The sequence below is a fragment of the Aquipseudomonas alcaligenes genome (assembly GCF_003205495.1).
Taxonomy (GTDB): Bacteria; Pseudomonadota; Gammaproteobacteria; order Pseudomonadales; family Pseudomonadaceae; genus Aquipseudomonas; species Aquipseudomonas alcaligenes_B.
The window spans coordinates 16,747-42,000 of sequence record NZ_QJRX01000006.1 but is presented as its reverse complement, the minus strand read 5'-3'; the positions used below and the strand labels follow the sequence as shown (position 1 = coordinate 42,000).

25 protein-coding genes are annotated in these 25,254 nt (G+C 68.2%); 13 read left to right on the top strand and 12 right to left on the bottom strand.

From position 1 onward, the window contains the following. Window positions 1-22: 22 nt before the first annotated feature. The 6 genes from exbB (at window position 23) to DMO17_RS12120 (ending at window position 6,856) form a co-directional block, all read left to right on the top strand. Window positions 23-1,102, top strand: a complete 1,080-nt coding sequence (gene exbB, locus DMO17_RS12145) for a tonB-system energizer ExbB (RefSeq protein WP_110682753.1) — start codon at window positions 23-25, stop codon at window positions 1,100-1,102. A gap of 3 nt (window positions 1,103-1,105) precedes the next feature. Continuing rightward, window positions 1,106-1,531: a TonB system transport protein ExbD gene (exbD, locus tag DMO17_RS12140; protein ID WP_110682752.1), complete on the top strand. Its 426-nt coding sequence runs from the start codon at window positions 1,106-1,108 to the stop codon at window positions 1,529-1,531. Beyond that, entirely contained in the window at window positions 1,528-2,244 is a 717-nt protein-coding gene (locus tag DMO17_RS12135; RefSeq protein ID WP_110682751.1) for a TonB family protein, read from the top strand. The genes exbD and DMO17_RS12135 overlap by 4 nt, the downstream gene beginning before the upstream one ends. A 94-nt stretch (window positions 2,245-2,338) precedes the next feature. After that, window positions 2,339-3,271: a hydrogen peroxide-inducible genes activator gene (locus DMO17_RS12130; protein ID WP_110682750.1), complete on the top strand. Its 933-nt coding sequence runs from the start codon at window positions 2,339-2,341 to the stop codon at window positions 3,269-3,271. After that, complete coding sequence (gene recG, locus DMO17_RS12125) at window positions 3,268-5,343, top strand: ATP-dependent DNA helicase RecG (RefSeq protein WP_110682749.1); 2,076 nt, start codon at window positions 3,268-3,270, stop codon at window positions 5,341-5,343. Before DMO17_RS12130 ends, recG begins: the two co-directional genes overlap by 4 nt. Window positions 5,344-5,446: 103 nt before the next feature. Next, window positions 5,447-6,856, top strand: coding sequence for an aminoacyl-tRNA deacylase and HDOD domain-containing protein (locus tag DMO17_RS12120; RefSeq protein WP_110682748.1), 1,410 nt, complete (start codon window positions 5,447-5,449; stop codon window positions 6,854-6,856). A 45-nt stretch (window positions 6,857-6,901) separates the two neighbouring features. Here DMO17_RS12120 and DMO17_RS12115 read toward each other — a convergent pair whose 3' ends face one another. From DMO17_RS12115 to DMO17_RS12100, 4 genes are all read right to left on the bottom strand, one after another. Then, window positions 6,902-7,624, bottom strand: coding sequence for a hypothetical protein (locus DMO17_RS12115; RefSeq protein WP_110682747.1), 723 nt, complete (start codon window positions 7,622-7,624; stop codon window positions 6,902-6,904). 60 nt (window positions 7,625-7,684) lie between these two features. Then, window positions 7,685-8,083 (bottom strand): helicase, encoded by a 399-nt coding sequence (locus DMO17_RS12110; RefSeq protein ID WP_110682746.1) that lies wholly within the window; start codon window positions 8,081-8,083, stop codon window positions 7,685-7,687. A 135-nt stretch (window positions 8,084-8,218) separates the two neighbouring features. After that, on the bottom strand, window positions 8,219-8,491 hold the full coding sequence (locus tag DMO17_RS12105; RefSeq protein ID WP_021702152.1) for an HU family DNA-binding protein: 273 nt from the start codon (window positions 8,489-8,491) through the stop codon (window positions 8,219-8,221). A 280-nt stretch (window positions 8,492-8,771) separates the two neighbouring features. Continuing rightward, on the bottom strand, window positions 8,772-8,939 hold the full coding sequence (locus DMO17_RS12100; RefSeq protein ID WP_068827612.1) for a rubredoxin: 168 nt from the start codon (window positions 8,937-8,939) through the stop codon (window positions 8,772-8,774). 180 nt (window positions 8,940-9,119) lie between these two features. Between DMO17_RS12100 and DMO17_RS12095 the strand changes: the two genes are divergently transcribed. The 5 genes from DMO17_RS12095 to DMO17_RS12075 all read left to right on the top strand — a co-directional run bounded on the left by DMO17_RS12095 (window position 9,120) and on the right by DMO17_RS12075 (window position 14,152). Further along, window positions 9,120-9,668, top strand: coding sequence for a chorismate--pyruvate lyase family protein (locus DMO17_RS12095; protein WP_110682745.1), 549 nt, complete (start codon window positions 9,120-9,122; stop codon window positions 9,666-9,668). 59 nt (window positions 9,669-9,727) lie between these two features. Further along, the gene (gene ubiA, locus DMO17_RS12090) at window positions 9,728-10,621 is read left to right on the top strand and encodes a 4-hydroxybenzoate octaprenyltransferase (RefSeq protein ID WP_110682744.1); all 894 of its coding nucleotides are present in this window, start codon (window positions 9,728-9,730) and stop codon (window positions 10,619-10,621) included. Between the two features lie 86 nt (window positions 10,622-10,707). Next, on the top strand, window positions 10,708-11,397 hold the full coding sequence (gene phoB / locus DMO17_RS12085; protein ID WP_061902709.1) for a phosphate regulon transcriptional regulator PhoB: 690 nt from the start codon (window positions 10,708-10,710) through the stop codon (window positions 11,395-11,397). A 37-nt stretch (window positions 11,398-11,434) separates the two neighbouring features. Beyond that, the gene (gene phoR, locus DMO17_RS12080) at window positions 11,435-12,739 is read left to right on the top strand and encodes a phosphate regulon sensor histidine kinase PhoR (protein WP_110682743.1); all 1,305 of its coding nucleotides are present in this window, start codon (window positions 11,435-11,437) and stop codon (window positions 12,737-12,739) included. Between the two features lie 72 nt (window positions 12,740-12,811). Further along, window positions 12,812-14,152, top strand: coding sequence for a hemolysin family protein (locus DMO17_RS12075; protein ID WP_110682742.1), 1,341 nt, complete (start codon window positions 12,812-12,814; stop codon window positions 14,150-14,152). Window positions 14,153-14,173: 21 nt separating this feature from the next. Here DMO17_RS12075 and DMO17_RS12070 read toward each other — a convergent pair whose 3' ends face one another. The 8 genes from DMO17_RS12070 to DMO17_RS12035 form a co-directional block, all read right to left on the bottom strand. Continuing rightward, the gene (locus DMO17_RS12070) at window positions 14,174-14,446 is read right to left on the bottom strand and encodes a hypothetical protein (protein ID WP_110682741.1); all 273 of its coding nucleotides are present in this window, start codon (window positions 14,444-14,446) and stop codon (window positions 14,174-14,176) included. 88 nt (window positions 14,447-14,534) lie between these two features. Further along, window positions 14,535-15,431: a peptidoglycan DD-metalloendopeptidase family protein gene (locus DMO17_RS12065; RefSeq protein ID WP_110682740.1), complete on the bottom strand. Its 897-nt coding sequence runs from the start codon at window positions 15,429-15,431 to the stop codon at window positions 14,535-14,537. Window positions 15,432-15,544: 113 nt separating this feature from the next. After that, complete coding sequence (locus DMO17_RS12060) at window positions 15,545-16,462, bottom strand: response regulator (protein ID WP_110682739.1); 918 nt, start codon at window positions 16,460-16,462, stop codon at window positions 15,545-15,547. Between the two features lie 124 nt (window positions 16,463-16,586). Beyond that, entirely contained in the window at window positions 16,587-17,315 is a 729-nt protein-coding gene (phoU, locus tag DMO17_RS12055) for a phosphate signaling complex protein PhoU (RefSeq protein ID WP_110683028.1), read from the bottom strand. A 152-nt stretch (window positions 17,316-17,467) separates the two neighbouring features. Next, window positions 17,468-18,301, bottom strand: a complete 834-nt coding sequence (pstB, locus tag DMO17_RS12050; RefSeq protein ID WP_110682738.1) for a phosphate ABC transporter ATP-binding protein PstB — start codon at window positions 18,299-18,301, stop codon at window positions 17,468-17,470. Window positions 18,302-18,366: 65 nt separating this feature from the next. Continuing rightward, the gene (gene pstA / locus DMO17_RS12045; RefSeq protein ID WP_110683027.1) at window positions 18,367-19,983 is read right to left on the bottom strand and encodes a phosphate ABC transporter permease PstA; all 1,617 of its coding nucleotides are present in this window, start codon (window positions 19,981-19,983) and stop codon (window positions 18,367-18,369) included. 76 nt (window positions 19,984-20,059) lie between these two features. After that, window positions 20,060-22,342, bottom strand: coding sequence for an ABC transporter permease subunit (locus tag DMO17_RS12040; RefSeq protein WP_110682737.1), 2,283 nt, complete (start codon window positions 22,340-22,342; stop codon window positions 20,060-20,062). 171 nt (window positions 22,343-22,513) lie between these two features. Beyond that, window positions 22,514-23,482, bottom strand: a complete 969-nt coding sequence (locus tag DMO17_RS12035) for a PstS family phosphate ABC transporter substrate-binding protein (RefSeq protein WP_110682736.1) — start codon at window positions 23,480-23,482, stop codon at window positions 22,514-22,516. 252 nt (window positions 23,483-23,734) lie between these two features. Between DMO17_RS12035 and DMO17_RS12030 the strand changes: the two genes are divergently transcribed. After that, the gene (locus DMO17_RS12030) at window positions 23,735-24,139 is read left to right on the top strand and encodes an acyl-CoA thioesterase (RefSeq protein WP_110682735.1); all 405 of its coding nucleotides are present in this window, start codon (window positions 23,735-23,737) and stop codon (window positions 24,137-24,139) included. A gap of 105 nt (window positions 24,140-24,244) precedes the next feature. Further along, window positions 24,245-25,144 (top strand): D-hexose-6-phosphate mutarotase, encoded by a 900-nt coding sequence (locus DMO17_RS12025; RefSeq protein WP_110682734.1) that lies wholly within the window; start codon window positions 24,245-24,247, stop codon window positions 25,142-25,144. Window positions 25,145-25,254 lie beyond the last annotated feature (110 nt).

The following is a 25,254-nucleotide window of genomic DNA, read 5'->3' as shown; positions in this document are numbered from 1 at the left end:
CCTCACCTCAGGTCCGGCCAGCATGAATTCTACCGCCCTCCGCGCGCCCACCCATCTTTCCCTGATTGCCCTGCTGTTCGGCCTGCTGCTGCCGTTCGCCGCACTTGCCGAGGAAGTGACTCCGGCCGCCCAGGTACCGGTTACCGACGCCTCGCCGAGCGCCGCGACCGGCCAACAGGTCGGCAGCGGACAAACACTGCCGCTTGCGCCGCCGGCCCACCCGCAGGCCGCGGCCCTCAAGGCCCAGCTGGACGCCCTGGGTGAGCAGGCCAGCGCCGAACAGGTCGAGGCCGCCCGCCAGGCGTTCCTGCAGCAGCACGGCATCACCGGTGCCGACGCCGAACAGCTGGCCGCCGCCGTGCAGGCGCTGCAGACCGAGGCCGCGCCGGCCGAGGAAGAAGTACTGCACGACCTGTCGCCCTGGGGCATGTACCAGAACGCCGACCGCGTGGTGAAAAGCGTGATGATCGGCCTGGTGCTGGCCTCGATCCTGACCTGGACCCTATGGATCGCCAAGGGCCTGGAGCTGCTCATCGCACGCCGCCGCCTGCAGCGCGAGCTGCCCGATCTGAAGGGCGCGCGCAGCCTCGGCCAGGCCGCCGAGCAGGCCCGCGCCAAGCACAGCTTCAGTGCCCTACTGATCGAGGATGCCCGCGACGAGCTGCGCCTGTCCGCCGGCTGCAGGGACAAGGAAGGCATCAAGGAGCGCGTCAGTTTCCGCCTCGAGCGCCTGGTCGCCGCCAGCGGCCGCAGCATGAGCCAGGGCACCGGCGTGCTCGCCACCATCGGTTCCACCGCGCCCTTCGTCGGCCTGTTCGGCACCGTCTGGGGCATCATGAACAGCTTCATCGGCATCGCCGAGTCGCAGACCACCAACCTCGCCGTGGTCGCTCCCGGCATCGCCGAGGCCCTGCTGGCCACAGGCCTGGGCCTGGTCGCGGCGATCCCTGCGGTGGTCATCTACAACGTCTTCGCCCGCTCCATCGCCGGCTACAAGGCCCAGGTCGCCGATGCCTCGGCCCAGGTCCTGCTGCTGGTCAGCCGTGACCTCGACCAGCCGGCCGGCGAACGCGCCCAGGCGCCGATCGCCAAGGCGGTATGAGCCATGGGGCTGCATCTGCACGAGGGCGGTGACGACCTCCAGGAAAACCACGAGATCAACGTCACGCCCTTCATCGACGTGATGCTGGTGCTGCTGATCATCTTCATGGTCGCCGCGCCGCTGGCCACGGTGGACGTCAAGGTCGACCTGCCGGCCTCCACCGCCAAGCCGGTGCCGCGCCCGGACAAGCCGGTCTACCTGAGCATCAAGGCAGACACCAGCCTATACCTGGACAACCAGCAGATCGATCCGGCGCAGCTCGGTGCGGCGCTGGACGGACTGACCGGCGGCGACAAGGCGAAAACCATCTTCGTCCGTGGCGACAAGGACGTGGACTACGCCGACCTGATGAACGTGATGGACGGCCTGCGCAACGCCGGCTACCTGAAGATCGGCCTGGTGGGCCTGGAAACGGTTGGCCAGCAATGAGCCCGGTGCGTCGCCTGCCGCTGTGGCTGGTCAGCCTGATCGTGGTGATCGGCCTGCACATCGGCCTCTACTATCTGGCCCTGCTGTGGAAGCCGGCAGTACCTCCGGTACAGCTGGAGCCGGCGGCCATGCTCATCGAGCTGGAGCCGGTGGCGGCCCCGCCGGAGCCGACGCCACCGCAGCCGATCGCCGAGCCGGAACCCGAGCCCATCCCCGAGGTGGTCGAGGCGCCCGAACCGAAGCTGGCCATCGTCAAGCCCAAGCCCCAGGTCAAGCCCAGGCCGCAGCCGCCCAAGCCGGAGGTCAAGCCGCAAACCGAGCCCGCGTCCAGGCCGGCGAGCCAGGAACAGGCCGCGGCGCCGGTGCGTGCGCCGACCCAGCAGCAGACCAGCCAGGGCGAGATCGACCGCGAGCGCGCTCTGTGGATGGCCAAGCTGCAGGCCTACCTGAGCAAGCGCCTGCACTATCCGGATCGCGAGCGGCGCTTCAACCGCCCCGGCAGCAAGCACGCCCTGCTGCTCAACTTCACCATCGACAGCCGTGGCCGCATCCTCGCCAGCGAAGTGAAGCAGTCCACCGCGCGCGCCTCCTTCGACCGCGACGTGCAGCGCCAGCTGCGCAAGGCCAGCCCGGTGCCGCCGCCACCGAAGAAGGTGCTGGCCAGCGGCAGCATGTCGATCGACTATCCGCTGAACTTCACCCTCACCCGTTGAGCCGCTGTCGCCGGGCCGCATCTTTGTTGGGCGGCCCGGTTGGTTCCATTGAATACAGTCGCTATGCTTGCCGGCATCTCAATGGAATTTACCTATGACCCTCACCGAACTGCGCTACATCGTCACCCTCGCCCAGGAGCAGCATTTCGGCCGCGCCGCCGAGCGTTGCCACGTCAGCCAGCCGACCCTGTCGGTGGGGGTGAAGAAGCTCGAGGACGAGCTCGGCGTGCTGATCTTCGAGCGCAGCAAAAGCGCCGTGCGCCTGACCCCGGTCGGCGAAGGCATAGTCACCCAGGCGCAGAAGGTGCTGGAGCAGGCCCAGGGCATCCGCGAGCTGGCCCAGGCCGGCAAGAACCAGCTGACCGCGCCGCTGAAGATCGGCGCCATCTACACGGTCGGCCCCTACCTGTTCCCCCACCTGATTCCGCAGCTGCACCGGGTCGCCCCGCAGATGCCGCTGTACATCGAGGAGAACTTCACCCATATCCTGCGCGACAAGCTCAGAACGGGTGAACTCGACGCGATCATCATCGCCCTGCCGTTCCAGGAAGCCGATGTGCTGACCAAGCCACTGTACGACGAGCCGTTCTACGCCCTGCTGCCGGCCGGCCATCCCTGGGCCGCGCGCGAAAGCATCGACACCGAGCTGCTCAACGACAAGAGCCTGCTGCTGCTCGGCGAGGGCCACTGCTTCCGCGACCAGGTGCTGGAAGCCTGCCCGAGCCTGCGCAAGGGCGGCGAGGACGCGGCCAAGCACACCACGGTGGAATCCAGCTCGCTGGAAACCATCCGCCACATGGTCGCCTCGGGCCTCGGCATCTCGATCCTGCCGTTCTCCGCGGTGGACAGCCATCACTACGCCCCCGGCGTGATCGAGGTGCGCCCGCTGACGCCGCCGGCGCCCTTCCGCACCGTGGCCATCGCCTGGCGCGCCAGCTTCCCGCGGCCCAAGGCCATCGAAGTGCTGGCCGACTCGATCCGCCTGTGCTCGGTGGCCCGCCCGCAGGGTGAAGCCATCCCGGCATGACCGAGCTGGCGCAGGTCCCGGTCACCACGCTGAAGGGCGTGGGTGAGGCTCTGGCCGAGAAGCTGGCCAAGGTCGGCCTGGAAAACCTGCAGGACGTGCTGTTCCACCTGCCGCTGCGCTACCAGGACCGCACCCGCATCACCCCGATAGGCGCGCTGCGCCCGGGGCAGGATGCGGTGGTCGAAGGCGTAGTCGGCGGCGCCGACATCGTCATGGGCCGCCGCCGCAGCCTGCTGGTGCGCCTGCAGGACGGCAGCGGCACCCTGTCCCTGCGCTTCTTCCACTTCAGCCAGGCGCAGAAGGACGGCCTCAAGCGCGGCACCGCGCTGCGCTGCTACGGCGAGGTACGCCCCGGCGCCACCGGCCTGGAGATCTACCACCCGGAATACCGCGCGGTCAGCGGCGACGAGCCGGCGCCGGTGGAACAGACCCTGACGCCCATCTACCCGACCACCGAGGGCCTCACCCAGCAGCGCCTGCGCACCCTCAGCCAGCAGGCCCTGGCCCGCCTCGGCCCGCACAGCCTGCCGGACTGGCTGCCGGCCGAACTGGCCCGCGACTACCGCCTCGGCCCACTGGACGAGGCGATCCGCTACCTGCACCGGCCGCCGCCGGATGCCGATGTGGAGGAACTGGCCGAGGGCCGCCACTGGGCCCAGCACCGCCTGGCCTTCGAGGAACTGCTGACCCACCAGCTGTCGCTGCAGCGCCTGCGCGAGCAGGTGCGCGCGCAGCAGGCGCCGGCCCTGCCGAAGGCGCAGGCGCTGCCGCAGCGCTTCCTCGCCAACCTCGGCTTCGCCCCCACCGGCGCGCAGCAGCGGGTCGGCGCCGAGATCGCCTACGACCTCAGCCAGAGCGAGCCGATGCTGCGCCTGGTGCAGGGCGACGTCGGTGCGGGCAAGACCGTGGTGGCGGCACTCGCCGCCCTGCAGGCGCTGGAGGCCGGCTACCAGGTGGCGCTGATGGCGCCGACCGAGATCCTTGCCGAGCAGCACTTCCTCAACTTCAGCAGGTGGCTGCAGCCGCTGGGCATCGAGGTCGCCTGGCTGGCCGGCAAGCTCAAGGGCAAGGCCCGCGCCGCGGCCCTGGAACAGATAGCCGGTGGCTGCCCGATGGTGGTCGGCACCCACGCGCTGTTCCAGGACGAGGTGCGCTTTTCCAAGCTAGCGCTGGTGATCATCGACGAGCAGCACCGTTTCGGCGTGCAGCAGCGCCTGGCGCTGCGGCAGAAGGGCATCGACGGCCGCCTCTGCCCGCACCAGCTGATCATGACCGCCACGCCGATCCCGCGAACCCTGGCGATGAGCGCCTACGCCGACCTCGACACCTCGATCCTCGACGAGCTGCCGCCCGGGCGCACGCCGGTGAACACTATCCTGGTGGCCGACAGCCGCCGCCTCGAGGTGGTCGAGCGGGTCCGCGCCGCCTGCCGCGAGGGGCGCCAGGCCTACTGGGTGTGCACGCTGATCGAGGAATCCGAGGAACTCACCTGCCAGGCCGCCGAGACCAGCTTCGAGGAGCTCTCCGCGGCGCTGGGCGAGCTGCGCGTCGGCCTGATCCACGGGCGCATGAAGCCGGCCGAGAAGGCTGCGGTGATGGACCAGTTCAAGCGCGGCGAGCTGCAGCTGCTGGTCGCCACCACGGTGATCGAGGTGGGTGTCGACGTGCCCAACGCCAGCCTGATGATCATCGAGAACCCCGAGCGCCTGGGCCTGGCCCAGCTGCACCAGCTGCGCGGACGGGTCGGCCGCGGCAGCGCCGCCAGCCACTGCGTGCTGCTCTACCACGCGCCGCTGTCGCAGCTCGGCCGCGAGCGCCTGGGGATCATGCGCGAGACCTGCGACGGCTTCGTCATCGCCGAGAAGGACCTGGAACTGCGCGGCCCCGGCGAAATGCTCGGCACCCGCCAGACCGGCCTGCTGCAGTTCAAGGTCGCCGACCTGATGCGCGATGCCGACCTGCTGCCGGCCGTGCGCGAGGCCGCGCAGGAGCTGCTGGCGCGCTGGCCGCAGCACGTCAGCCCGCTGCTGGAGCGCTGGCTGCGCCACGGCCAGCAGTACGGCCAAGTGTGAGGCGGCGCACACTGTACCGCTGGTCGCCCGTCCGGCGGCCGAGCGGCCCCCGCGCAGCGCTGGTTATACTGCCAGGCAGTAGTTCCCAGTCGGATATCGCCCCATGACCGAAGTCGCCCTCGTCCCAGATGCCGCCCCGCGCCCACCGGCGGTGATCCTGCAGCTGCTGGAGAAACTCGGCGTGCCCTGCCTGGTCCGCCCGGAACACCCCGCCCTGCCGGCCGCGCGCCGGGTGCAGGCGGTGCTGCTGGACGACGCGGTCGGCGCCCTGCTGGTGCTGTTCCCGCAGAGCCAGCTGCTCGACCTCAACCGCCTGGCCGAGCTGACTGGGCGCAAGCTCACCGCGGTCAAGCCCGAGCGCATGGAGCGCATGCTGGCCAAGCACAGCCTCGGCGTGCTGCCCGGCCTGCCGCCGCTGACCAGCTCGCCCTGCCTGTACGACGAGCGCCTGCTGCAGGAAGACAGCCTGCTGGTGGAATCCGGCCAGCCCGGCGTGCTGCTGGAAATCGCCAGCGAGCACTACAAGGCGATCCTCCTGGCCAAGGCCAGCGCCGCGCGCTTCGGCGAACCGGTCAGCGCCATCCAGCCGAACCTCGACCGCCCGGACGACGACCGCGCCGAGATCACCCAGGCCGTGCAGGCCTTCACCGCCCGGCGCATCCAGCAGCGCCTGGAGGAGACCATCGAGATTCCGCCGCTGCCGGAGACCGCGCAGCGCATCATCAAGCTGCGCGTCGACCCGGATGCGACGGTCGACGACATCACCGGCGTGGTCGAGACCGACCCGGCGCTGGCCGCCCAGGTGGTCAGCTGGGCCGCCTCGCCCTACTACGCCGCGCCCGGCAAGATCCGCTCGGTGGAGGACGCCATCGTCCGCGTGCTGGGCTTCGACCTGGTGATCAACCTGGCCCTGGGCCTGGCCCTGGGCAAGACCCTGGCCCTGCCCAAGGACCAGCCGCAGCAGGCCACGCCCTACTGGCAGCAGGCGATCTACACCGCCGCGGTGATCGAGGGCCTGACCCGCGCCATGCCGCGCGCGCAGCGCCCCGAGGCGGGCCTGACCTACCTCGCCGGGCTGCTGCACAACTTCGGCTACCTGGTCCTGGCCCACGTGTTCCCGCCGCACTTCTCGCTGATCTGCCGGCACCTGGAAGTCAATCCGCACCTGTCCGCCGGCTACATCGAGCAGCACCTGCTGGGCATCACCCGCGAACAGATCGGCGCCTGGCTGATGCGTTTCTGGGACATGCCGGAAGAGCTGGCCAGCGCCCTGCGCTTCCAGCACGACCCGGACTACCAGGGTGCCTACGCAGCCTATCCGAACCTGGTGTGCCTGGCGGTCAACCTGCTGCGCAGCCGCGGCATCGGCACCGGCCCGCAGAGCGACCTGCCGGAGGCGCTGTTCGAGCGCCTGGGCATCAGCCGCGACAAGGCCGAGGACGCCCTGAACAAGGTGCTACAGGCGGAAGTGGCGCTGCGCGAACTGGCCTCGCAGTTCAACCATCCGCACTGAGTGCGCGCTAGCATGTGAAAAAGGGGCCTGAAGGCCCCTTTTTGCTTACTTGAGCTTGGCTCGCCGGGCCGCGAAGACTTCCGGCAGCGCCTGGGCGCTGGCCTCCAGCACCGCGCGCAGCGGCGCCTGCTCGTACAGCGCGGCATACTCCTCGAGCTGCTCGCTGGGGGTCTGGCGGTAGGCATAGAGCATGAAGGCCTCCACGCCCTGGGCGCTGGATTCGCGCAGGGGCGCCCGCTGGGCGGCGGTCTGTTCGGCCAGGGCCTGCTCGTCGAGATCGCCGCCGCGGGCGCGCAGGGCCAGCAGCGCCTGGGTCTTGCCCACCTCATAGCGCAGCAGGGTGGCCAGCTCGGTGGTATGGGCGGCCTTGTCCAGGCGCCGCACCAGCTCCACGCGCTTGCCCAGCGGCGGGCGCTGCTGCAGCTGCTGGCGATAGGCAGCCAGGCCGCCGTCCGCGCCCACCGCCCGCTCGGCGGCGGTGAAGTGCCGCGCCAGGTCGCTGTCCAGTAGCTTGAGGGCGGCGTCCAGCTGCCCGGGCTTTAGGCGGGCGGCGACGCGCTGGCCCAGGTCGGCGCACAGCGGGCCGGCGGCGAAGACCTGGCCCAGGGCCTGCTGCTGCTCGGCGCTCATGCCGCGCTGCAGCAGCGGCGCGGTCTGCGCGCAAAGCAGCTGGACGCCGGCCAGGTCGAGCACGCGTGCGAGCGTGTCATCGGCCCGCACCGCAGGTGCGAGGGACAGCAGCAGGACGAAGAGCAGGGGCAAACGCATGTAGGTACTTCCGTGACAAAGGCCCAGCCTAGCCAAGTGGCGGGCCCGAGGGAAAGCGGCTCAGGCCGCTTTCTTGACCTCGGTCGGTTTTTTCTTCTTGGCCACCACGTGCTTGAGCAGGCCCTGGAACCAGATCACCAGCGCCGGGTTGCCCTGGATCTGGATGTCCTTGTTCTGGATGCCCTGCATGAAGGCCAGCTGCTTGTTCTTGGCGTTCATGGTGGCGAAGCCGTAGACGGCATCCTTGAAGCCGATGGCAAAGGCCGGCTCGCGGGCCGCACCGGCATGACTGATGACGCGCTGGTCCTTGATCCGATAGTGACGGGCGACCTTGCCGTCGAGGGTGTGCAGCTGGAACACCAGCTCCTTGCCCTGCAGCTGCTGCTGGAACTCGGCATTGGTGCGGCTGGCCTTGGCCATCAGGCGGCCCAGCATCCAGAGGAGAAAGCGGAATTTCATGGCGCGCAGCCTCGGGGTGGTGAAATCGGCGGCGCATTGTAGCGGTTTGCGCGGAACACTACATCCCGTCTGGCGGGACGCCGGCGCAAGCCTGAGGGGTGATCCGGAGCCCTGCGGCTCCGGACCGGGACTTACTCAGTTGACGGCGTCGCGCAGGGATTTGCCCGGCTTGAAGGCCACGGTGTTGCTGGCCTTGATCTTGACCGGAGCACCGGTCTGCGGGTTCTTGCCGGTACGGGCACCACGGTGGCGCTGCAGGAAGGTACCAAAGCCGACCAGGGTGACGCTGTCCTTGCGGTTCAGCGCGCTGGTGATCTCTTCGAGCACGGCGTTGAGTACGCGATTGGCCTGGTCTTTGGTCAGATCAGCCTTTTCGGCGATAGCCGCGGCGAGTTCAGGTTTACGCATAGATGCCTCTTTGACGGTTTGTTGTTGTTGTGTCCGTGCTGTCCGTCCAGAACAGCGCCAAAGGCGCCGCAACGGCTCTGCGCTGCGGCAGACCCCGGGAGAATGGCACGCCATCCGGGACTGCGCCAGTGCTGCCGGGCAGTTTGCGCGGACGATAACGTGACGATCACGACAGAACAGCCGGCATTTCCGCCAGAACCTGATCGATGGCCCGATTCATCCCCCCGCAAACGCGAACGGCGGCCCAGAGGCCGCCGTTCCGATGCCGCCCTAGAGCGGATCAGCCGATCTCGATCATCTCGAAATCGGCCTTGCCCACGCCGCAGTCCGGGCAAAGCCAGTCGGCCGGCACGTCTTCCCAGCGGGTGCCGGCGGCGATGCCGTCGTCGGGCCAGCCCTGGCTCTCGTCATAGATCAGGCCACAGACCACACATTGCCACTTCTTCATGCTCTACCTCTTCGCGGGCCGCCTACGGCGGGCGGGGCCCTGTAAGGGTGGCCGCCAAGGATGGCAGGCCATCAAAAATCAGCAGGCTTTGTACTGGCAAGCGCGCCTTCGCGCAAGTCTCGGGCGACCGCCCGCCTCGTGCTAAGCTCGCCGCCGTCCCAGGTCGCCGAAGCCGTTGTCGTGCCCTCCTCCGCCCTTGCCCATCCGCCCCGCTGGCTCAGCGCGGCGCAGTTGCATCCCGCCCCCGCGCCCCTGCTGCGCGACTGGCTGTTCGACCAGGGGTCGCTGACCCGTCGCCTCACCGCGCTGAGCGCCGGGCGCTTCGCCGTGCAGCCGCTGCAGCAGGGCTGGCAGGTGCTGCGCAACGACGAGTGCGCCGCGCTGCAGGTTCCGGCCGGCAGCCAGGGCTGGGTGCGCGAGGTATTCCTGCTCGGCGCCGGCCAGCCCTGGGTGTTCGCCCGCAGCGTGGCCGCGCGCAGCGCCCTGGAGGGCTCGGGCCTGGAGCTGGGCAAGCTGGGCAGTCGTTCCCTCGGCGAGCTGTTGTTCAGCGACCGTGCCTTCGCCCGCGGCGAGCTGCAGGCCTGCCGCTACCCGGCCGCCTGGCTGCCGGAGGCGGTGCGCGCCGAGCAGCTGTGGGGGCGCCGCTCGTGCTTCCGCCGCGACGGCCTCGGCGTGCTGGTGGCCGAGGTATTCCTGCCGGCCTTCTGGGATCACGCCGCCGCGAACTAGCGCCGCCCTTGCTCTGCGCAGGCTCGTATAATCGGCGCACCCGGAACGGAGACCCGCCGATGTACCAGTCCTTCCTGCTCGCCCTCAACCGCGTCCACCCGCGCAGCTGGGACTTCGTCCAGCTGATGCGCCTGGAGAAGCCGATCGGCATCTACCTGCTGCTGTGGCCGACCCTCTGGGCCCTGTGGGTGGCGAGCAAGGGCGTGCCGGACCTCAAGTGGCTGCTGATCTTCGTCCTCGGCACCCTGTTCATGCGCGCCGCCGGCTGCGTGATCAACGACTACGCCGACCGCCACTTCGACGGCCATGTGGCGCGCACCAGGGCGCGCCCGCTGGCCGATGGCCGGGTCTCGCCGCGCGAGGCGCTGATGCTGTTCGCCGTGCTGGTGGCGCTGAGCTTCGTGCTGGTGCTGTTCACCAACCTGACCACCATCCTGCTGTCCTTCGGCGGCCTGGCCCTGGCCGCCTGCTACCCCTTCATGAAGCGCTACACCTACTACCCGCAGGTGGTGCTGGGCGCGGCCTTCAGCTGGGGCATGCCGATGGCCTTCAGCGCGGTGACCGGCCAGCTGCCGCCGCCCGAGGCCTGGCTGCTGTACATCGCCAACCTGCTGTGGACGGTGGCCTACGACACCTACTACGCGATGACCGACCGCGAGGACGACCTGAAGATCGGCGTGAAGTCCACCGCCATCCTGTTCGGCGAGGCCGACCGCCTGATCATCCTCGCCCTGCAGGGCCTGGCCCTGCTGTGCCTGGCCATGGCCGGCGTGCGCTTCAGCCTGGGCATCTGGTTCCTGCTCGGCCTGCTCGGCGCCGCCGCCTGCTTCGCCTGGGAGTTCTGGAGCACCCGCGGGCGCGAACCGCAGGCCTGCTTCGCCGCCTTCCTGCACAATCACTGGGCCGGCCTGGCGATCCTGCTCGGCATCGTCCTGGACTATGCCCTGCGCTGAGCAAAAGCCCGGCGCAGAGCTGTCATATCGCTGCAATAATTCCGTTATCTAATGCGGCGCAAGACAGACGACCCGAGGCTCGACCCATGGTTGGCAAGAACATCCTGATCGTTGACGACGAAGCCCCGATCCGCGAGATGATCGCGGTGGCCCTGGAAATGGCCGGCTACGACTGCCTGGAGGCGGAAAACACCCAGCAGGCCCACGCCCTGATCGTCGACCGCAAGCCGGACCTGATCCTGCTCGACTGGATGCTGCCCGGCACCAGCGGCATCGAGCTGGCGCGCCGGCTCAAGCGCGACGAGCTGACCGACGACATACCGATCATCATGCTCACCGCCAAGGGCGAGGAGGACAACAAGATCCAGGGCCTGGAAGTCGGCGCCGACGACTACATCACCAAGCCCTTCTCCCCGCGCGAGCTGGTGGCCCGCCTCAAGGCCGTGCTGCGGCGCACCGCGCCGAGCGACGGCGAGGCGCCGATCGAAGTCGGCGGCTTGCTGCTCGACCCGATCAGCCACCGCGTCACCATCGACGGCAAGCCGGCCGAGATGGGCCCCACCGAATACCGCCTGCTGCAGTTCTTCATGACCCACCAGGAGCGCGCCTACACCCGCGGCCAGCTGCTCGACCAGGTCTGGGGCGGCAACGTCTACGTCGAGGAGCGTACCGTCGACGTGCACATCCGCCGCCTGCGCAAGGCCCTCGGCGAGGCCTACGAGAATCTGGTGCAGACGGTGCGCGGCACCGGGTATCGTTTCTCCACCAAGAGCTGATCCACGCCCTCCGCTGTCCAGAGTAAGGATGCACTAGGTGAACCAAGACTGGCGCGGCGCCCTGGTGCGTCGCCTGCTGCTGTTGTTGGTCGGTTGCGGCCTGGTCGGCCTGATCACCGGCGAGTACGCCTGGGCCCTGGCCGTCGGCCTCGGCGGCTACCTGCTGTGGCATCTCAAGCAGCTGCTGCGCCTGCACAAGTGGCTGCGCGAGCGCCAGCCGGACGAGGCCCCGCCCGAGGGCTATGGCCTGTGGGGCGAGGTGTTCGACAACATCTACCACCTGCAGCGGCGCGACCAGCGCGTGCGCGGCCGCCTGCAGGCGGTGATCGACCGTGTGCAGGAGTCCACCGCCGCCCTGCGCGACGCGGTGATCATGCTCGACGCCGAGGGCAACCTGGAATGGTGGAACCGCGCCGCCGAGCAGCTGCTGGGACTGAAGACGCCGCAGGACAGCGGCCAGTCGATCACCAACCTGGTGCGCCACCCGCGCTTCAAGGAATATTTCGAGGCCGGCAACTACCAGGAAGCGCTGGAGATTCCCTCGCCGATCAGCGACCGCCTGCGCCTGCAGCTGCAGATCACCCAGTACGGCAACCGCGAGCACCTGATGCTGGTGCGCGACGTCACCCGCCTCTACCAGCTGGAGCAGATGCGCAAGGACTTCGTCGCCAACGTCTCCCATGAGCTGCGCACGCCGCTGACGGTGATCGCCGGCTACCTGGAGACCCTGCTGGACAATGTCGAGGAGGTCAACCCACGCTGGCTGCGGGCCCTGCAGCAGATGCAGCAGCAGGGCGCGCGCATGCAGAACCTGCTCAACGACCTGCTCCTGCTGGCCAAGCTGGAGGCCACCGACTACCCCTCGGACAACCAGCCGGTGGCGGTCGACCTGCTGCTGCTGTCGATCAAGAACGACGCCCAGGCGCTGTCGGGCAACCGCAACCATCGCATCAGCCTGGAGGCCGACCCGCACCTGCGCCTCAAGGGCAGCGAGACCGAGCTGCGCAGTGCCTTCTCCAACCTGGTGTTCAACGCGGTGAAGTACAGCCCCGAGGACAGCGAGATCCGCATCCGCTGGTGGGGCGACGAACAGGGCGCGCACTTCAGCGTGGCCGACAACGGCATCGGCATCGAGGCCAAGCACCTGCCGCGCCTGACCGAACGCTTCTACCGGGTCGACTCCAGCCGCGCCTCCACCACCGGTGGCACCGGCCTCGGCCTGGCCATCGTCAAGCATGTGCTGCTGCGCCACCGGGCGCGCCTGGACATCGCCAGCCAGGTCGGCAAGGGCAGCACCTTCACCTGCCATTTCCCGGCTCAGCAGGTCAGCCGGCGCGCCTGATGCGCGGGGCGCGCTTGCAATCGCCCGCCCCAGCCGCCACCCTTTAGCGGTCTGCAACCACCCCGACCGTCCATGGACCCTTCCAGTAGCCTCTCGACCTCCACCCTCTTCGCTGACCTAGGCCTCGTGCTGTTCGCCCTGTTACTCGTGCTGCTCAACGGCTTCTTCGTCGCCGCCGAGTTCGCCATGGTCAAGCTGCGCTCGACCAAGGTCGAGGCCATCGCCGAGCAGCACGGCTGGCGCGGGCACATCCTGCGCACCGTGCACAACCAGCTGGACGCCTACCTGTCGGCCTGCCAGCTGGGCATTACCCTGGCCTCACTCGGCCTCGGCTGGGTCGGCGAGCCGGCCTTCGCCGAACTGCTCACCCCGCTGCTGGCCGGAATCGGCATCGAGTCGGAGAAGCTGGTCCACGGCATCGCCTTCTTCATCGCCTTCTTCATCATTTCCTACCTGCACATCGTGGTCGGCGAGCTGGCGCCCAAGTCCTGGGCGATCCGCAAGCCCGAGCTGCTGTCGCTGTGGACCGCCGCACCGCTGTACGGCTTCTACTGGCTGATGTACCCGGCCATCTACCTGCTCAACGCCAGCGCCAACGCCATCCTGCGCGTCGCCGGGCAGGGCGAGCCGGGGCCGCACCACGAGCACCACTACAGTCGCGACGAGCTGAAGCTGATCCTCCACTCCAGCCGCGCCCGCGACCCCAGCGACCAGGACATGCGCGTGCTGGCCTCGGCCGTGGAGATGGGCGAACTGGAAGTGGTGGACTGGGCCAACTCGCGCGAGGACCTGGTGTACATCGAGGTCGGCGCCAAGCTGGACGAGCTCTTCAACCTGTTCCGCCGCCACAAGTTCAGCCGCTACCCGGTGTTTGATGAGGCCAGCGCCAGCTTCGTCGGCGTGCTGCACATCAAGGACCTGCTGCTGCAGCTGAGCCTGCTGGAGATGCTGCCGTCCAAGTTCAACCTGGCCGAGCTGATGCGCCCGATCGAGCGGGTCAGCAAGCACATGCCGCTGTCCTCGCTGCTGGAGCAGTTCCGCAAGGGCGGCGCGCATTTCGCCCTGGTCGAGGAGGCCGACGGCAAGGTGGTCGGCTTCCTGACCATGGAAGACGTGCTGGAGGTGCTGGTCGGCGACATCCAGGACGAACACCACAAGGCCGAACGCGGCATCCTCGCCTACCAGCCGGGCAAGCTGCTGGTGCGCGGCGACACCCCGCTGTTCAAGATCGAGCGCCTGCTCGGTGTCGACCTCGACCACATCGAGGCCGAGACCCTGGCCGGGCTGGTCTACGAGAGCCTCAACCGGGTGCCGGAAGAGGACGAAGTGCTGGAGACCGCAGGCCTCAACATCGTCATCAAGAAGATGAAGGGGCCGAAGATCGTCCTGGCCAAGGTGCTGCGGCTGGACTGAGCCGCGCGCCGCCGGTCGCTATCAGGCGGCCTGGGCGCGGCTGCCAGCCAGCAGATCCAGGTCGTGATCCAGGTGCTGGTCCACCAGCCAGCGGCCGTGGGCCAGCGCGGCGCGCTGGGCGCTCTCCAGGTCGGCGAAGAAGGCGAACTTCAGCGGCAAGGCGATGCGCCTGCTGCTGTGGCCGTCCGGCAGGTCGATCTGACAGCCCGCCGCCCAAGGCGTGGGGATGCCGGGGTGCTCGATGATGGCGGCGCTGATGACATGATCGCGGTGGGTGCAGTGCAGGTTGTTCATGGCTCTGGCCTCGCAGGATGACTGCAGCGGTTCCGTCACCATAGGCCAGTTCGCGGCGCGCTCGCCGCGAACCGACAACCGGTACGCCTTACTCGCCGCCCACGGCGAAGTTGGGCAGGCTGTCCACCGGCTGGGCGAAGTTGAAGGGGATCGATTCCAGGGCCAGGCCGACGTTGCGCTGCACCACGAAGTGCAGGTGCGGGCCGGTGCTGTTGCCGGTGTTGCCGGAACGGGCGATCTGCATGCCGGCCGCCACCCGCTGGCCTTCCTGCACCGTCACCGAGCCGCGCATCAGGTGCAGGTAGACGCCCATGGTGCCGTCGTCATGCAGGATGCGCACGTAGTTGCCGGAAGGGTTGTTGCCACGCCCGCTCTGACGGTTCTCGGTCTTCACCACCACGCCGCCGCGCGCCGCGACTATCGGCGTGCCTTCGGGCATGGCGATGTCCATGGCGTAGCGGCCCTTGGGGGTGAAGTGGCTGTACTTGCCGCCGGCGCCCTGGGTCAGGCGGAACGGCCCGCCGCGCCAGGGCAGCGGGTAGCGATACAGCAGCGGCTGCAGGCGCGGATCGCCCATGGCGTAGCGCAGCCTGGGCTTGTAGCTCATCGGCTTGCCCGCCTCGCGCGGCGCCAGGGTGGCCAGGCGGATCTGGCTGCGCGGCGGCAGCACCCAGCGCAGCGGCTCGTCCGGCGCGCCGACGGCATTGACCAGTCGCTCCAGGCGAAGCTCGATCTCCACCGGTGCATACAGGTCGTTGCGCACCAGCAGGGTCTCGCCGGCCTCGTGCTTCTTGGTCTCCAGCTTCACCAGGTTGTCGAGCTTCTCCACCATGCGGTCGCGGAACACGAACACCTGGGCACCGGGCACGGCCTGGTCGCTATAGGTCACCGTGCCGTGACGGTCGACATATTTGTAGATGGTCAGTGCACTGGCCTGGCCGGCGGCCAGCAGCAGCGCGCAGAAAAGCAGTGGACGCCCTAGCATGACTTCACGGATCGAGTGGTTATTGGTATCCGGGACTGGCAAGACTAGCAGCGTGACGCGGCATCGGCGAGGTGCTGGCGGCCGGGCTGTGATGCAGCGCACCGGCCAGGGTGCTAGGCACCCGGGACGAAATGCTTCTGCGCGGTGCCGCGGGCGATCAGGCGCGACAGGTAGTCGAGCTTCTGCGGGTCGCGGTCGACGAACTTGAAGGTCAGCTGCAGCCATTCGCTGTCGGGCTTGGGCTCCAGCGCCGCCACCGCATGCAGGTAGCCGTTGAGCCGCGCGGTTTCGGCGGCCTCGCCCTGCTCCAGGTCGAGCACCGCGCTTTCCAGCACCTGCGGCAGCAGCTCGGCGCGCCGGACCACCAGCAGCGCTTCCTTGAGACTGAGTGCCTTGATCACGCAGGCCATGCTGCCGCCGGGCAGGCGCAGCTGGCCCTGGCCGCGGCCGGCCGGGGAGGCTGCGGCGGGCTTAGGGGCGGCGGCAGGCTTGGCGAACACAGCGGCGGCATCGGTGGCGGCCTGGGCGACGGGCTTGGCCGCCGGCTTGACCACCTCGGCCTTGCCGCCGGTCAGAGCGGCCAGCGAATCGTTGGCCAGGGCCGAGGTCAGCGGTGCCTTGCTGCCCTGGGCCGCCAGGGCGGCCAGCTTGCCGGCGCGGTGCAGGGCCTTCTTGACCTTGGTCACCAGCTGCTCGTTGGAGAAGGGCTTGCCGATGAAGTCGGAAACGCCGGCCTGGATGGCCTGCACCACGTTCTCCTTGTCGCCGCGGCTGGTAACCATGATGAAGGGCGTGGTCTTCAGCGACTCGTGCTCGCGGCACCAGGCGAGCAGTTCGAGGCCGGACATCTCCGGCATCTCCCAGTCGCACAGGATCAGGTCGGCCGGCTGGCGGGCGAGCATCTGCTGGGCCTTGCGCCCGTTGACCGCCTCCTCGATCTGGATGCCGGGGAAGTGGTCGCGCAGACCCTTCTTCACCAGATCACGGATAAAGGTGGCGTCGTCCACCACCAGCACGCTGACTTTGCTCATCGACCACTCCCGGCAAGAATGTCGACAAGCATAGCCGTGGATGATGGCCCAAGGCCAACCGAGGGCCCTAGGGGATTTCCCGAGCGGCCCGGGGATAGCTCAACCAGGCCGCCGGGCAGGCGCCTCACTCGCCCTTGCCGCCCTGCACTTCTTCCTGCATGCGCGCCAGGCCCAGGTGGCGCACGTCGGTGCCGCGCACCAGGTAGATCACCAGCTCGGCGATGTTGCGTGCATGATCGCCGATGCGTTCCAGCGAACGCAGTACCCAGATCACGCTGAGCACGCGGGTGATCGAGCGCGGGTCTTCCATCATGTAGGTGACCAGCTCGCGCAGGGCGGTCTTGTACTCGCGGTCGATGGTCTTGTCGTACTGCGCCACCGACAGGGCCAGGTCGGCATCGAAGCGGGCGAAGGCATCCAGCGCCTCCTGCACCATGCGCCGTACCTGGTCGCCGATGTGACGCACCTCGACGTAGCCGCGCGGGGCCTCGCCCTCTTCGCACAGCTGGATGGCACGCTTGGCGATCTTCGACGACTCGTCGCCGATGCGCTCGAGGTCGATCACCGACTTGGAGATGCTGATGATCAGGCGCAGGTCGGAGGCCGCCGGCTGGCGGCGGGCGAGGATGCGCAGGCATTCCTCGTCGATGTTGCGCTCCATCTGGTTGATCTGGTCGTCGATCTCGCGCACCTGCTGGGCCAGGCCGGAGTCGGCCTCGATCAGCGCGGTGACCGCGTCGTTGACCTGCTTCTCGACCAGGCCGCCCATGGCCAGCAGGTGGCTGCGCACCTCCTCCAGCTCGGCGTTGAACTGCTGGGAGATATGATGGGTGAGGCTGTCTTTGTTGATCATGGTCGAGCCCTTGTGCAGCAAATTAGGTTCTTGAAATTCAATCGTCCTGGCCTTTGCGAAATTGTGTCGGGCTAGGAGGCGCCGCGCAGACAGTACAACTCGTACGGCAAGCGGCGCCGACAACGCCCGGCGCGGTTTCGCATAGCCAGGGGTTAGCCGTAGCGGCCGGTGATGTAGTCTTCGGTCTGCTTCTTCGCCGGGTTGGTGAACAGGGTGTCGGTGTCGCCGAACTCGATCAGCTTGCCCATGTACATGAACGCGGTGTAGTCGGAGACGCGCGCGGCCTGCTGCATGTTGTGGGTGACGATGACGATGGTGTACTTGCTCTTCAGCTCGTAGATCAGTTCCTCGACCTTGAGGGTGGAGATCGGGTCGAGCGCCGAGCAGGGTTCGTCGAGCAGCAGCACTTCCGGCTGCACCGCCACGGTACGGGCGATCACCAGGCGCTGCTGCTGGCCGCCGGACAGGCCGAGGGCGGATTCGTGCAGACGATCCTTGACCTCGTCCCACAGCGCCGCGCTCTTCAGGGCCCACTCCACGGTCTCGTCGAGCACGCGCTTCTGGTTCACGCCCTGGATGCGCAGGCCGTACACCACGTTCTCGTAGATGCTCTTGGGGAAGGGGTTGGGCTTCTGGAACACCATGCCGACGCGGCGGCGCAGCTCGGCGACGTCCACGCCCTTCTTGTAGATGTCCTGGCCGTCGAGGAGGATCTGGCCGTCCACGCGGCAGCCGTCGACCAGGTCGTTCATGCGGTTGAAGGTGCGCAGCAGGGTCGACTTGCCGCAGCCGCTTGGTCCGATGAAGGCGGTCACGCGCTGTTTCGGGATGTTCAGGCTGACGTCGAACAGCGCCTGCTTGTCGCCGTAGTAGAGGTTGAGCTTGGGCACCTCCAGGGCGACCGTCTCTTCGGCCAGGTTGAGGCCCTGCTTCTCGCGACCGAGGGCGGCCATGTCGATACCGTGGGTGTGTACTTCGTGCTGCATGGGAGGCTCCCTACGCTAACAAATCGTTCAGGCCGCCGCGGCCGGTGCCGCGGCGACGTACTCAATCAATGATCCAGCGCCTTGTACTTCTCGCGCAGGTGGTTGCGGATGAACACCGCGCTCAGGTTGAGCAGGGCGATCACCAGCACCAGCAGCAGCGCGGTGGCGTACACCAGCGGGCGGGCGGCCTCGACGTTGGGGCTCTGGAAGCCGACGTCGTAGATGTGGAAGCCCAGGTGCATGATCTTCTGGTCCAGGTGCAGGTACGGGTAGTTGCCGTCCACCGGCAGGCTCGGCGCCAGCTTGACCACGCCGACCAGCATCAGCGGCGCCACTTCGCCGGCGGCGCGGGCCACGGCGAGGATCATGCCGGTCATCATGGCCGGGCTGGCCATCGGCAGCACCACCTTCCACAGGGTCTCGGCCTTGGTTGCGCCGAGGGCCAGGGAACCTTCGCGCAGGGCCCGCGGGATGCGCGCCAGGCCTTCTTCGGTGGCGACGATCACCACCGGCACGGCGAGGATCGCCAGGGTCAGCGAGGCCCACAGCAGGCCCGGGGTACCGAAGGTCGGCGCCGGGGCGGACTCGGGGAAGAACAGGCGGTCGATCGAGCCGCCCAGCACGTAGACGAAGAAGCCCAGGCCGAACACGCCGTAGACGATGGCCGGTACGCCGGCCAGGTTGTTCACGGCGATGCGGATGATGCGGGTCAGGGTGCCCTGCTTGGCGTACTCGCGCAGGTAGATGGCCGCCAGCACGCCGAACGGGGTGACGATCACGGCCATGATCAGGGTCATCATCACGGTGCCGAAGATGGCCGGGAAGATGCCGCCCTCGGTGTTGGCCTCACGCGGGTCGTCGCTGAGGAACTCCCAGATCTTGGCGAAGTAGAAGCCGAGCTTGGCGGGCACGCCCATGGCGTTCGGCTGGTAGGCGCGCACCACCTTGCTCAGGGCGATTTCCTGCTCGCGGCCATCGGCGGTCTTGACCACCACGCTGTCGCGCGCCAGCTGCTGGTTGAGGTCGATCAGCTCGGCCTCCAGCCCCTTGTACTGGGCGTCCAGCTCGGCGCGGCGGGCATCCAGGTCGGCCTGGGCGGTGGCGTCCAGACGGCCCTCGAGCTCCAGGCCGCGGCTCTCCAGGCGCAGCTGCTCGAGGCCATGGTTGATGCGGCCGATGTCCTTCTTCTCCAGGCGCACCAGCTGCGCGTGCAACTGGTCGACCCGGGCGATGCGGCCCTGCAGCTCGGTCCAGGCGGCGTCACCCTCGGCCACCACCTGGCCGGACTCCTTGATGCTCAGCAGGTAGCCATAGAAGTTGCCCCACTCGCGGCGCTCCATCACCACCAGGTTTTCCGGGGTCTGCGCATCGCTCAGCCACTCGGCCACCACCCAGCTGAAGTCGGCACCATAGACCTCGCGGTTGCCCACCTTGAGCAGCTCGCGGGTCATGAACTCGCCACCGTTGACGTCCACCGGCAGGCCGGCGGCGGCCAGGCGCGCGCGCGGTACTTCCTCCTGCTGCACCAGCTCGCCGGCCAGCAGGCGCGATGCCTCGCCCGGCACCTGGTAGCTGGCCTGCATCACGTCGGCCGGCCAGAAATGGCCGAGGCCGCGCACGGCGATCACGGCGAGCAGGCCGATGGTCATGATCACCGCGATGGACACGCCACTGGCGGTCATCCACACCCAGGGCGAACCGCTCTTGAACCAGGACTTGAGGTTTTGCTCTTTGCGTTTCACGGACTACTCCCAGTTCTCAGAGCGACGCGTATTTCTTGCGCAGGCGGGTACGGATCAGCTCCGCCAGGGTGTTCATCACGAAGGTGAAGCCCAGCAATACCAGCGCCGAGAGGAACAGCACGCGGTAGTGGGTGCTGCCCACCTCGGATTCCGGCATTTCCACCGCCACGTTGGCGGCCAGGGTGCGCAGGCCCTGGAAGATGTTCATGTCCATGATCGGCGTGTTGCCGGTGGCCATCAGCACGATCATGGTCTCGCCGACGGCGCGGCCCAGGCCGATCATCAGCGCCGAGAAGATGCCCGGGCTGGCGGTGAGGATCACCACGCGGGTCAGGGTCTGCCAGGGCGTGGCGCCCAGGGCCAGGGAGCCGAAGGTCAGGCTCTTGGGCACGCTGAACACGGCGTCCTCGGCGATCGAGTAGATGTTCGGGATCACCGCGAAACCCATGGCCAGGCCGACCACCAGGGCGTTGCGCTGGTCGAAGGTTATCCCCAGGTCATTGCTGATCCACAGGCGCATGTCGCCACCGAAGAACCAGTTCTCCAGGTGGCCGCTCATGCTCAGGGAGAAGGCGCCGACCAGCAGGATCACCGGAATCAGCAGGGCCGCCTCCCAGCCATCCGGAACCACCAGGCGGATGCGCTCCGGCAGGCGGCTCCAGGCGTAGGCGGCGAGCAGCACGCCGACCGGGGTGAGCAGCAGCAGGCTGAAGATGCCCGGCAGGTGGCCTTCCACATAGGGCGCCAGGAACAGGCCGGCGAAGAAGCCGAGGATCACCGTCGGCAGCGCCTCCATCAGCTCGATCACCGGCTTGACCTTGCGGCGCATGGCCGGGGCCATGAAGTAGGCGGTGTAGATGGCCGCGCAGATGGCCAGCGGGGCGGCCAGCAGCATGGCGTAGAAGGCTGCCTTGAGGGTGCCGAAGGTCAGCGGCGCCAGGCTCATCTTGGGTTCGAAGTCGCTGTTGGCCGAAGTCGACTGCCAGACCTGCTTGGGCTCGTCGTAGCTCTCGTACCAGACCTTGCCCCACAGCGCGCTCCAGGAAATCTCCGGGTGCGGGTTGTCGATGTAGAAGCGCTGCAGCTGGCCGTTGGACTCCACCAGCACGCGGTTGGCGCGCGGCGACAGGGCGGCGATGGCGGCGCCCTCGGCCACCGGCTCGATCAGCAGGGTACGGTGCGCGGTGCTGTGGAAGACGCCCAGGCGGCCTTCGGCATCCAGGGCCAGGAAGCCCTTGCGGCGCTCTTCCGCAAGAATCTGGGTAACGGCCGCGTCGCCCAGCTGGAAGCCGCGGATGTGGGTCAGCGCGGCCTTGCCGTCGGCATCGCGGACCATGAACCACTGGCCGATGCCGCCCTGGCTGTCGCCGATCATCAGCGAGATGCCGCCGAGCAGCTGGCTGGCAGCGGTCACCTCGGCGCCGCCTTCGAGCAGCTTGTAGCGGCCATTGAGGGCCTTGCTGCGCAGGTCGAAGACGTCGGCGGTGGCCTTGCCGTTGATCACGAACAACCAGTGCTGGCGCGGGTCGATGAACAGCGCGCGGATCGGCTCGGCGATCTGCGGCAGGGCGATGCGCTCCTCGCTGAGGCTCACCTCGCCGGTCATCATGTTCTCTTCGCGGCTGAGCGCCAGCACCTGCAGCTCGCTGCCGACCGAGGCGCTGAGCATCAGGGTGTCGCCGTTCTGGCTGATGGCCACGTGGTCGAGTTCCCGGCCCTGGGCGTCGAGGGCGATGGGCGCCTCGCCGAAGGGATAGTCCAGGCTGGGGGTGATGGTCTTGACGTTGTCCGGGTAGCTGATCTTGTAGTTGTGCTCGAACACCAGCACCTGGCCATTGGACAGGCCGAGCGCCACGCGGCGGCTGCCGGGCTGGTCCTGGCCGACCGAGACGATGCGACTGCCCTGCGGCAGGGGCAGCTGCACGTTGCTGAGTGCGGCGCCGTCCTTGAGCGCGAGGAACTGTATCCGGCCCGCGGCGTCGAGGCGCATGGCCACCTTGTTCTGCTCCTCCACCGCCATCAGCAGCGCCGGCTGCTGCTCGGCCAGCCAGGCCGGCTGCTGGGCCTGCTTGGCCTCCAGCTCGGCGCCGGCGAACATCGGTGCCACCACGTAGGCCAGGTAGAAGAAGATCAGGGTGATGCAGGCCAGCACGGCCAGGCCGCCGATGGACACGTACCAGTGCGCCAGGCGGTCCTTGAGGGCACGCATGCGCCGCTTGCGCAGCAGCGCCGGGGTGTTGAAGTCCAGCCTGTGGCTGTTCGAGGAAGCGCTCATGCTGTTGTTGGCCAAGTCGTTCATGAGGAGTTCTCAGGCGGGCACAGGCCGCGCGGAATACGGGTGAGTCAATCTATCCGCCTTGTGTGACAGAAAGATTACAGCGTGGTGACGCGCCGACGCCCGCGACTCCGAAGAGTAGCGGGCGTCGGTGCCACACGCCGGGCGGTCAGCCCGGCGGCAGCGACCGGTGCCTTACAGGCCCAGTTCTTTCTTGGTCTTCTCGACCACCTTCGACGGCAGCGGGATGTAACCGTCCTTGACCACCACTTCCTGGCCCTGCTTGGACAGGACCATCTTCACGAACTCGGCTTCCAGCGGGCTCAGCGGCTTGTTCGGCGCCTTGTTCACGTAGACGTAGAAGAAGCGCGCCAGCGGGAACTTGCCGGCCAGGGCGTTTGCCTCGGAAGCCTCGAAGGCCTCGCCGCCTTTCTTCGACAGCGGCACGGCACGGACGCTGGAGGTCTTGTAGCCGATGCCCGAGTAGCCGATGGCGTTCAGGGTGCTGGAAATCGACTGGACCACGGAAGCCGAACCCGGCTGCTCGTTGACGTTGGCCTTGAAGTCACCCTTGCACAGGCCTTCTTCCTTGAAGTAGCCGTAGGTGCCGGATACCGAGTTGCGACCGAACAGCTGGATCGGCTTGGCCGCCCACTCGCCGGTCAGACCCAGGTCGCCCCAGGTGGTGATGTCCTTGGCGCCGCCGCACAGACGGGTGCTGGAGAAGATGGCGTCGACCTGGGCGATGTCCAGGGACTTGATCGGGTTGTCCTTGTGCACGAACACGGCCAGGGCGTCGATGGCCACCGGCACGGCGACCGGCTTGTAGCCGAACTTCTCTTCGAAGGCCTGCAGCTCGTTGTCCTTCATGGCGCGGGACATCGGGCCGAGGTTGGCGGTGCCTTCGGTCAGGGCGGGCGGCGCGGTGGAGGAGCCGGCGGCCTGGATCTGGATGTTCACGTTCGGGTACAGCTTCTTGTATTCCTCGGCCCACAGGGTCATCAGGTTGGCCAGGGAGTCGGAACCGACGCTGGACAGGTTGCCCGATACACCGGAAGTCTTTTCATAGGTCGGCAGAGCCGGGTCGATAGCGGCAACCGCACTAGCGGCGCTTACGCCAGCGGCGACGAAAGTCAGGGCCGCCATCAAACGCTTGAGTTTCATGCCTTGCTCCTAGCAGGAAGGGGTTGGATGGAACGGGCCCAAGTATCAGCAGGCCGCGTGAACACTCTATGAATGGATTGTGACAGTTCGATGAAAGCCCGACAGAAAGTGCGCGAACGACCCGCGCCGATTCGTAGAAAAGCGGAACCGGGCGGTCGTGCGCCGCCGCGTGGCCCTATATACTGCGCGCCTGGCCAGCCGGGGCAGACCCGGCCGCATCCAATCATAAGAACCGCTGGGGCCGCACCCGCCATGATCGAATACGAACAGGAAGATCCCATTCCCCAGGGCGACCTCGCCCTGCAGATCACCGCCCTGCCGCGCGAGACCAACGGTTTCGGCGATATCTACGGCGGCTGGCTGGTCTCGCAGATGGACCTGGCAGGCACCGCCATGGCCAGCCGGGTCGCCGGCGGTCGGGTCGCCACCGTGGCCATCGACCGCATGGCCTTCCTGGTGCCGGTGGCGGTGGGCGCCCAGCTGTCCTTCTACACCCAGGTGCTGGAAATCGGCCGCAGCTCGATCCAGATGCTGGTCGAGGTGTGGAGCGACGACCCGCTGTCCAGCGAGTGGCGCAAGGTCACCGAGGCGGTGTTCGTGTTCGTCGCCATCGACGGCAGCGGCCGCACCCGCCCGGTGCCGCCGCGCCGCGGCTGATCGCGGCCGCTCCGACAACGCCGACCTCGTGTCGGCGTTTTTCAGGGTGCTTGGCCTTTGCCGCCACCTGCGCTCAAATGGCTCATCGACCTTCCGGAGCCGGCCATGAGCCAAGCGCAAATCGAACGAGTGGAACTGGGTGAGCTGACCTGCTGGCGCGTGCAGCTGGGCGACAGCGAATTGCTGGTGGCCCAGCAGGGCGCGCAGATCCTGCATTACCAGCAGGGCGAGCAGCCACCGATCCTCTGGCTCAGCGAGCAGGCCGGCTACCAGCGCGGCCAGTCGGTGCGCGGCGGGGTGCCGGTGTGCTGGCCCTGGTTCGGCGACCTGGCGCGCAACCCGCTGCCGCTGCAGGCGATGCACGACGACCCGGCCAGCGCACCGGCCCACGGCGGCGTGCGCGGGCTGGACTGGCAGCTGCTGGGCATCGACCAGCAGGACGAGGCGGTCAGCCTGCGCTTCGCCTTCGACAGCCGCACGCAGCCACTGGCGCACTGGCCGCATGCCGTGGAACTGAGCCTGGAGATCCGCCTGGAGCAGCGCCTGCACCTGCGCCTGAGCAGCCGCAACCTCGACCAGCAGACGCTGCACCTGAGCCAGGCCCTGCACAGCTACTTCGCCGTCAGCGACATCCGCCAGGTCAGCGTGCTCGGCCTGGACGGCTGCCGCTACCTGGAGACCCTCGACGGCTGGGAGGAACGCCGCCAGCACGGCGCCCTGCAGTTCGCCGGGGAGACCGACCGCGTGTATCTGGACGTGCCGCCGCGCCTGGCCCTGGTGGATGCCGCCTGGAACCGGCGCATCCTCCTGGAGGCCGCGGGCTCGCGCTCGGCGGTGCTGTGGAACCCCTGGATCGACAAGGCCCGGCGCCTGTCGCAGTTCGCCGGGGACGCCTGGCAGCGCATGCTGTGCATCGAGACCGCCAACGTCTGGGACGACTGCATCGAGCTGGCCCCCGGCGCCAGCCACGAGCTGCACCTGAGCCTGTGGAGCGAGGCGCTCTGAGGCCGCCTGCGGGGCAAAGAAAGGTTCTGCACGCCAGTGCGAGGATCAGGAGAGTGACACCGGACCGGCAAGATTGTGTGCCCTTAGCGTGACGGCTTGCCGCTTTCCGT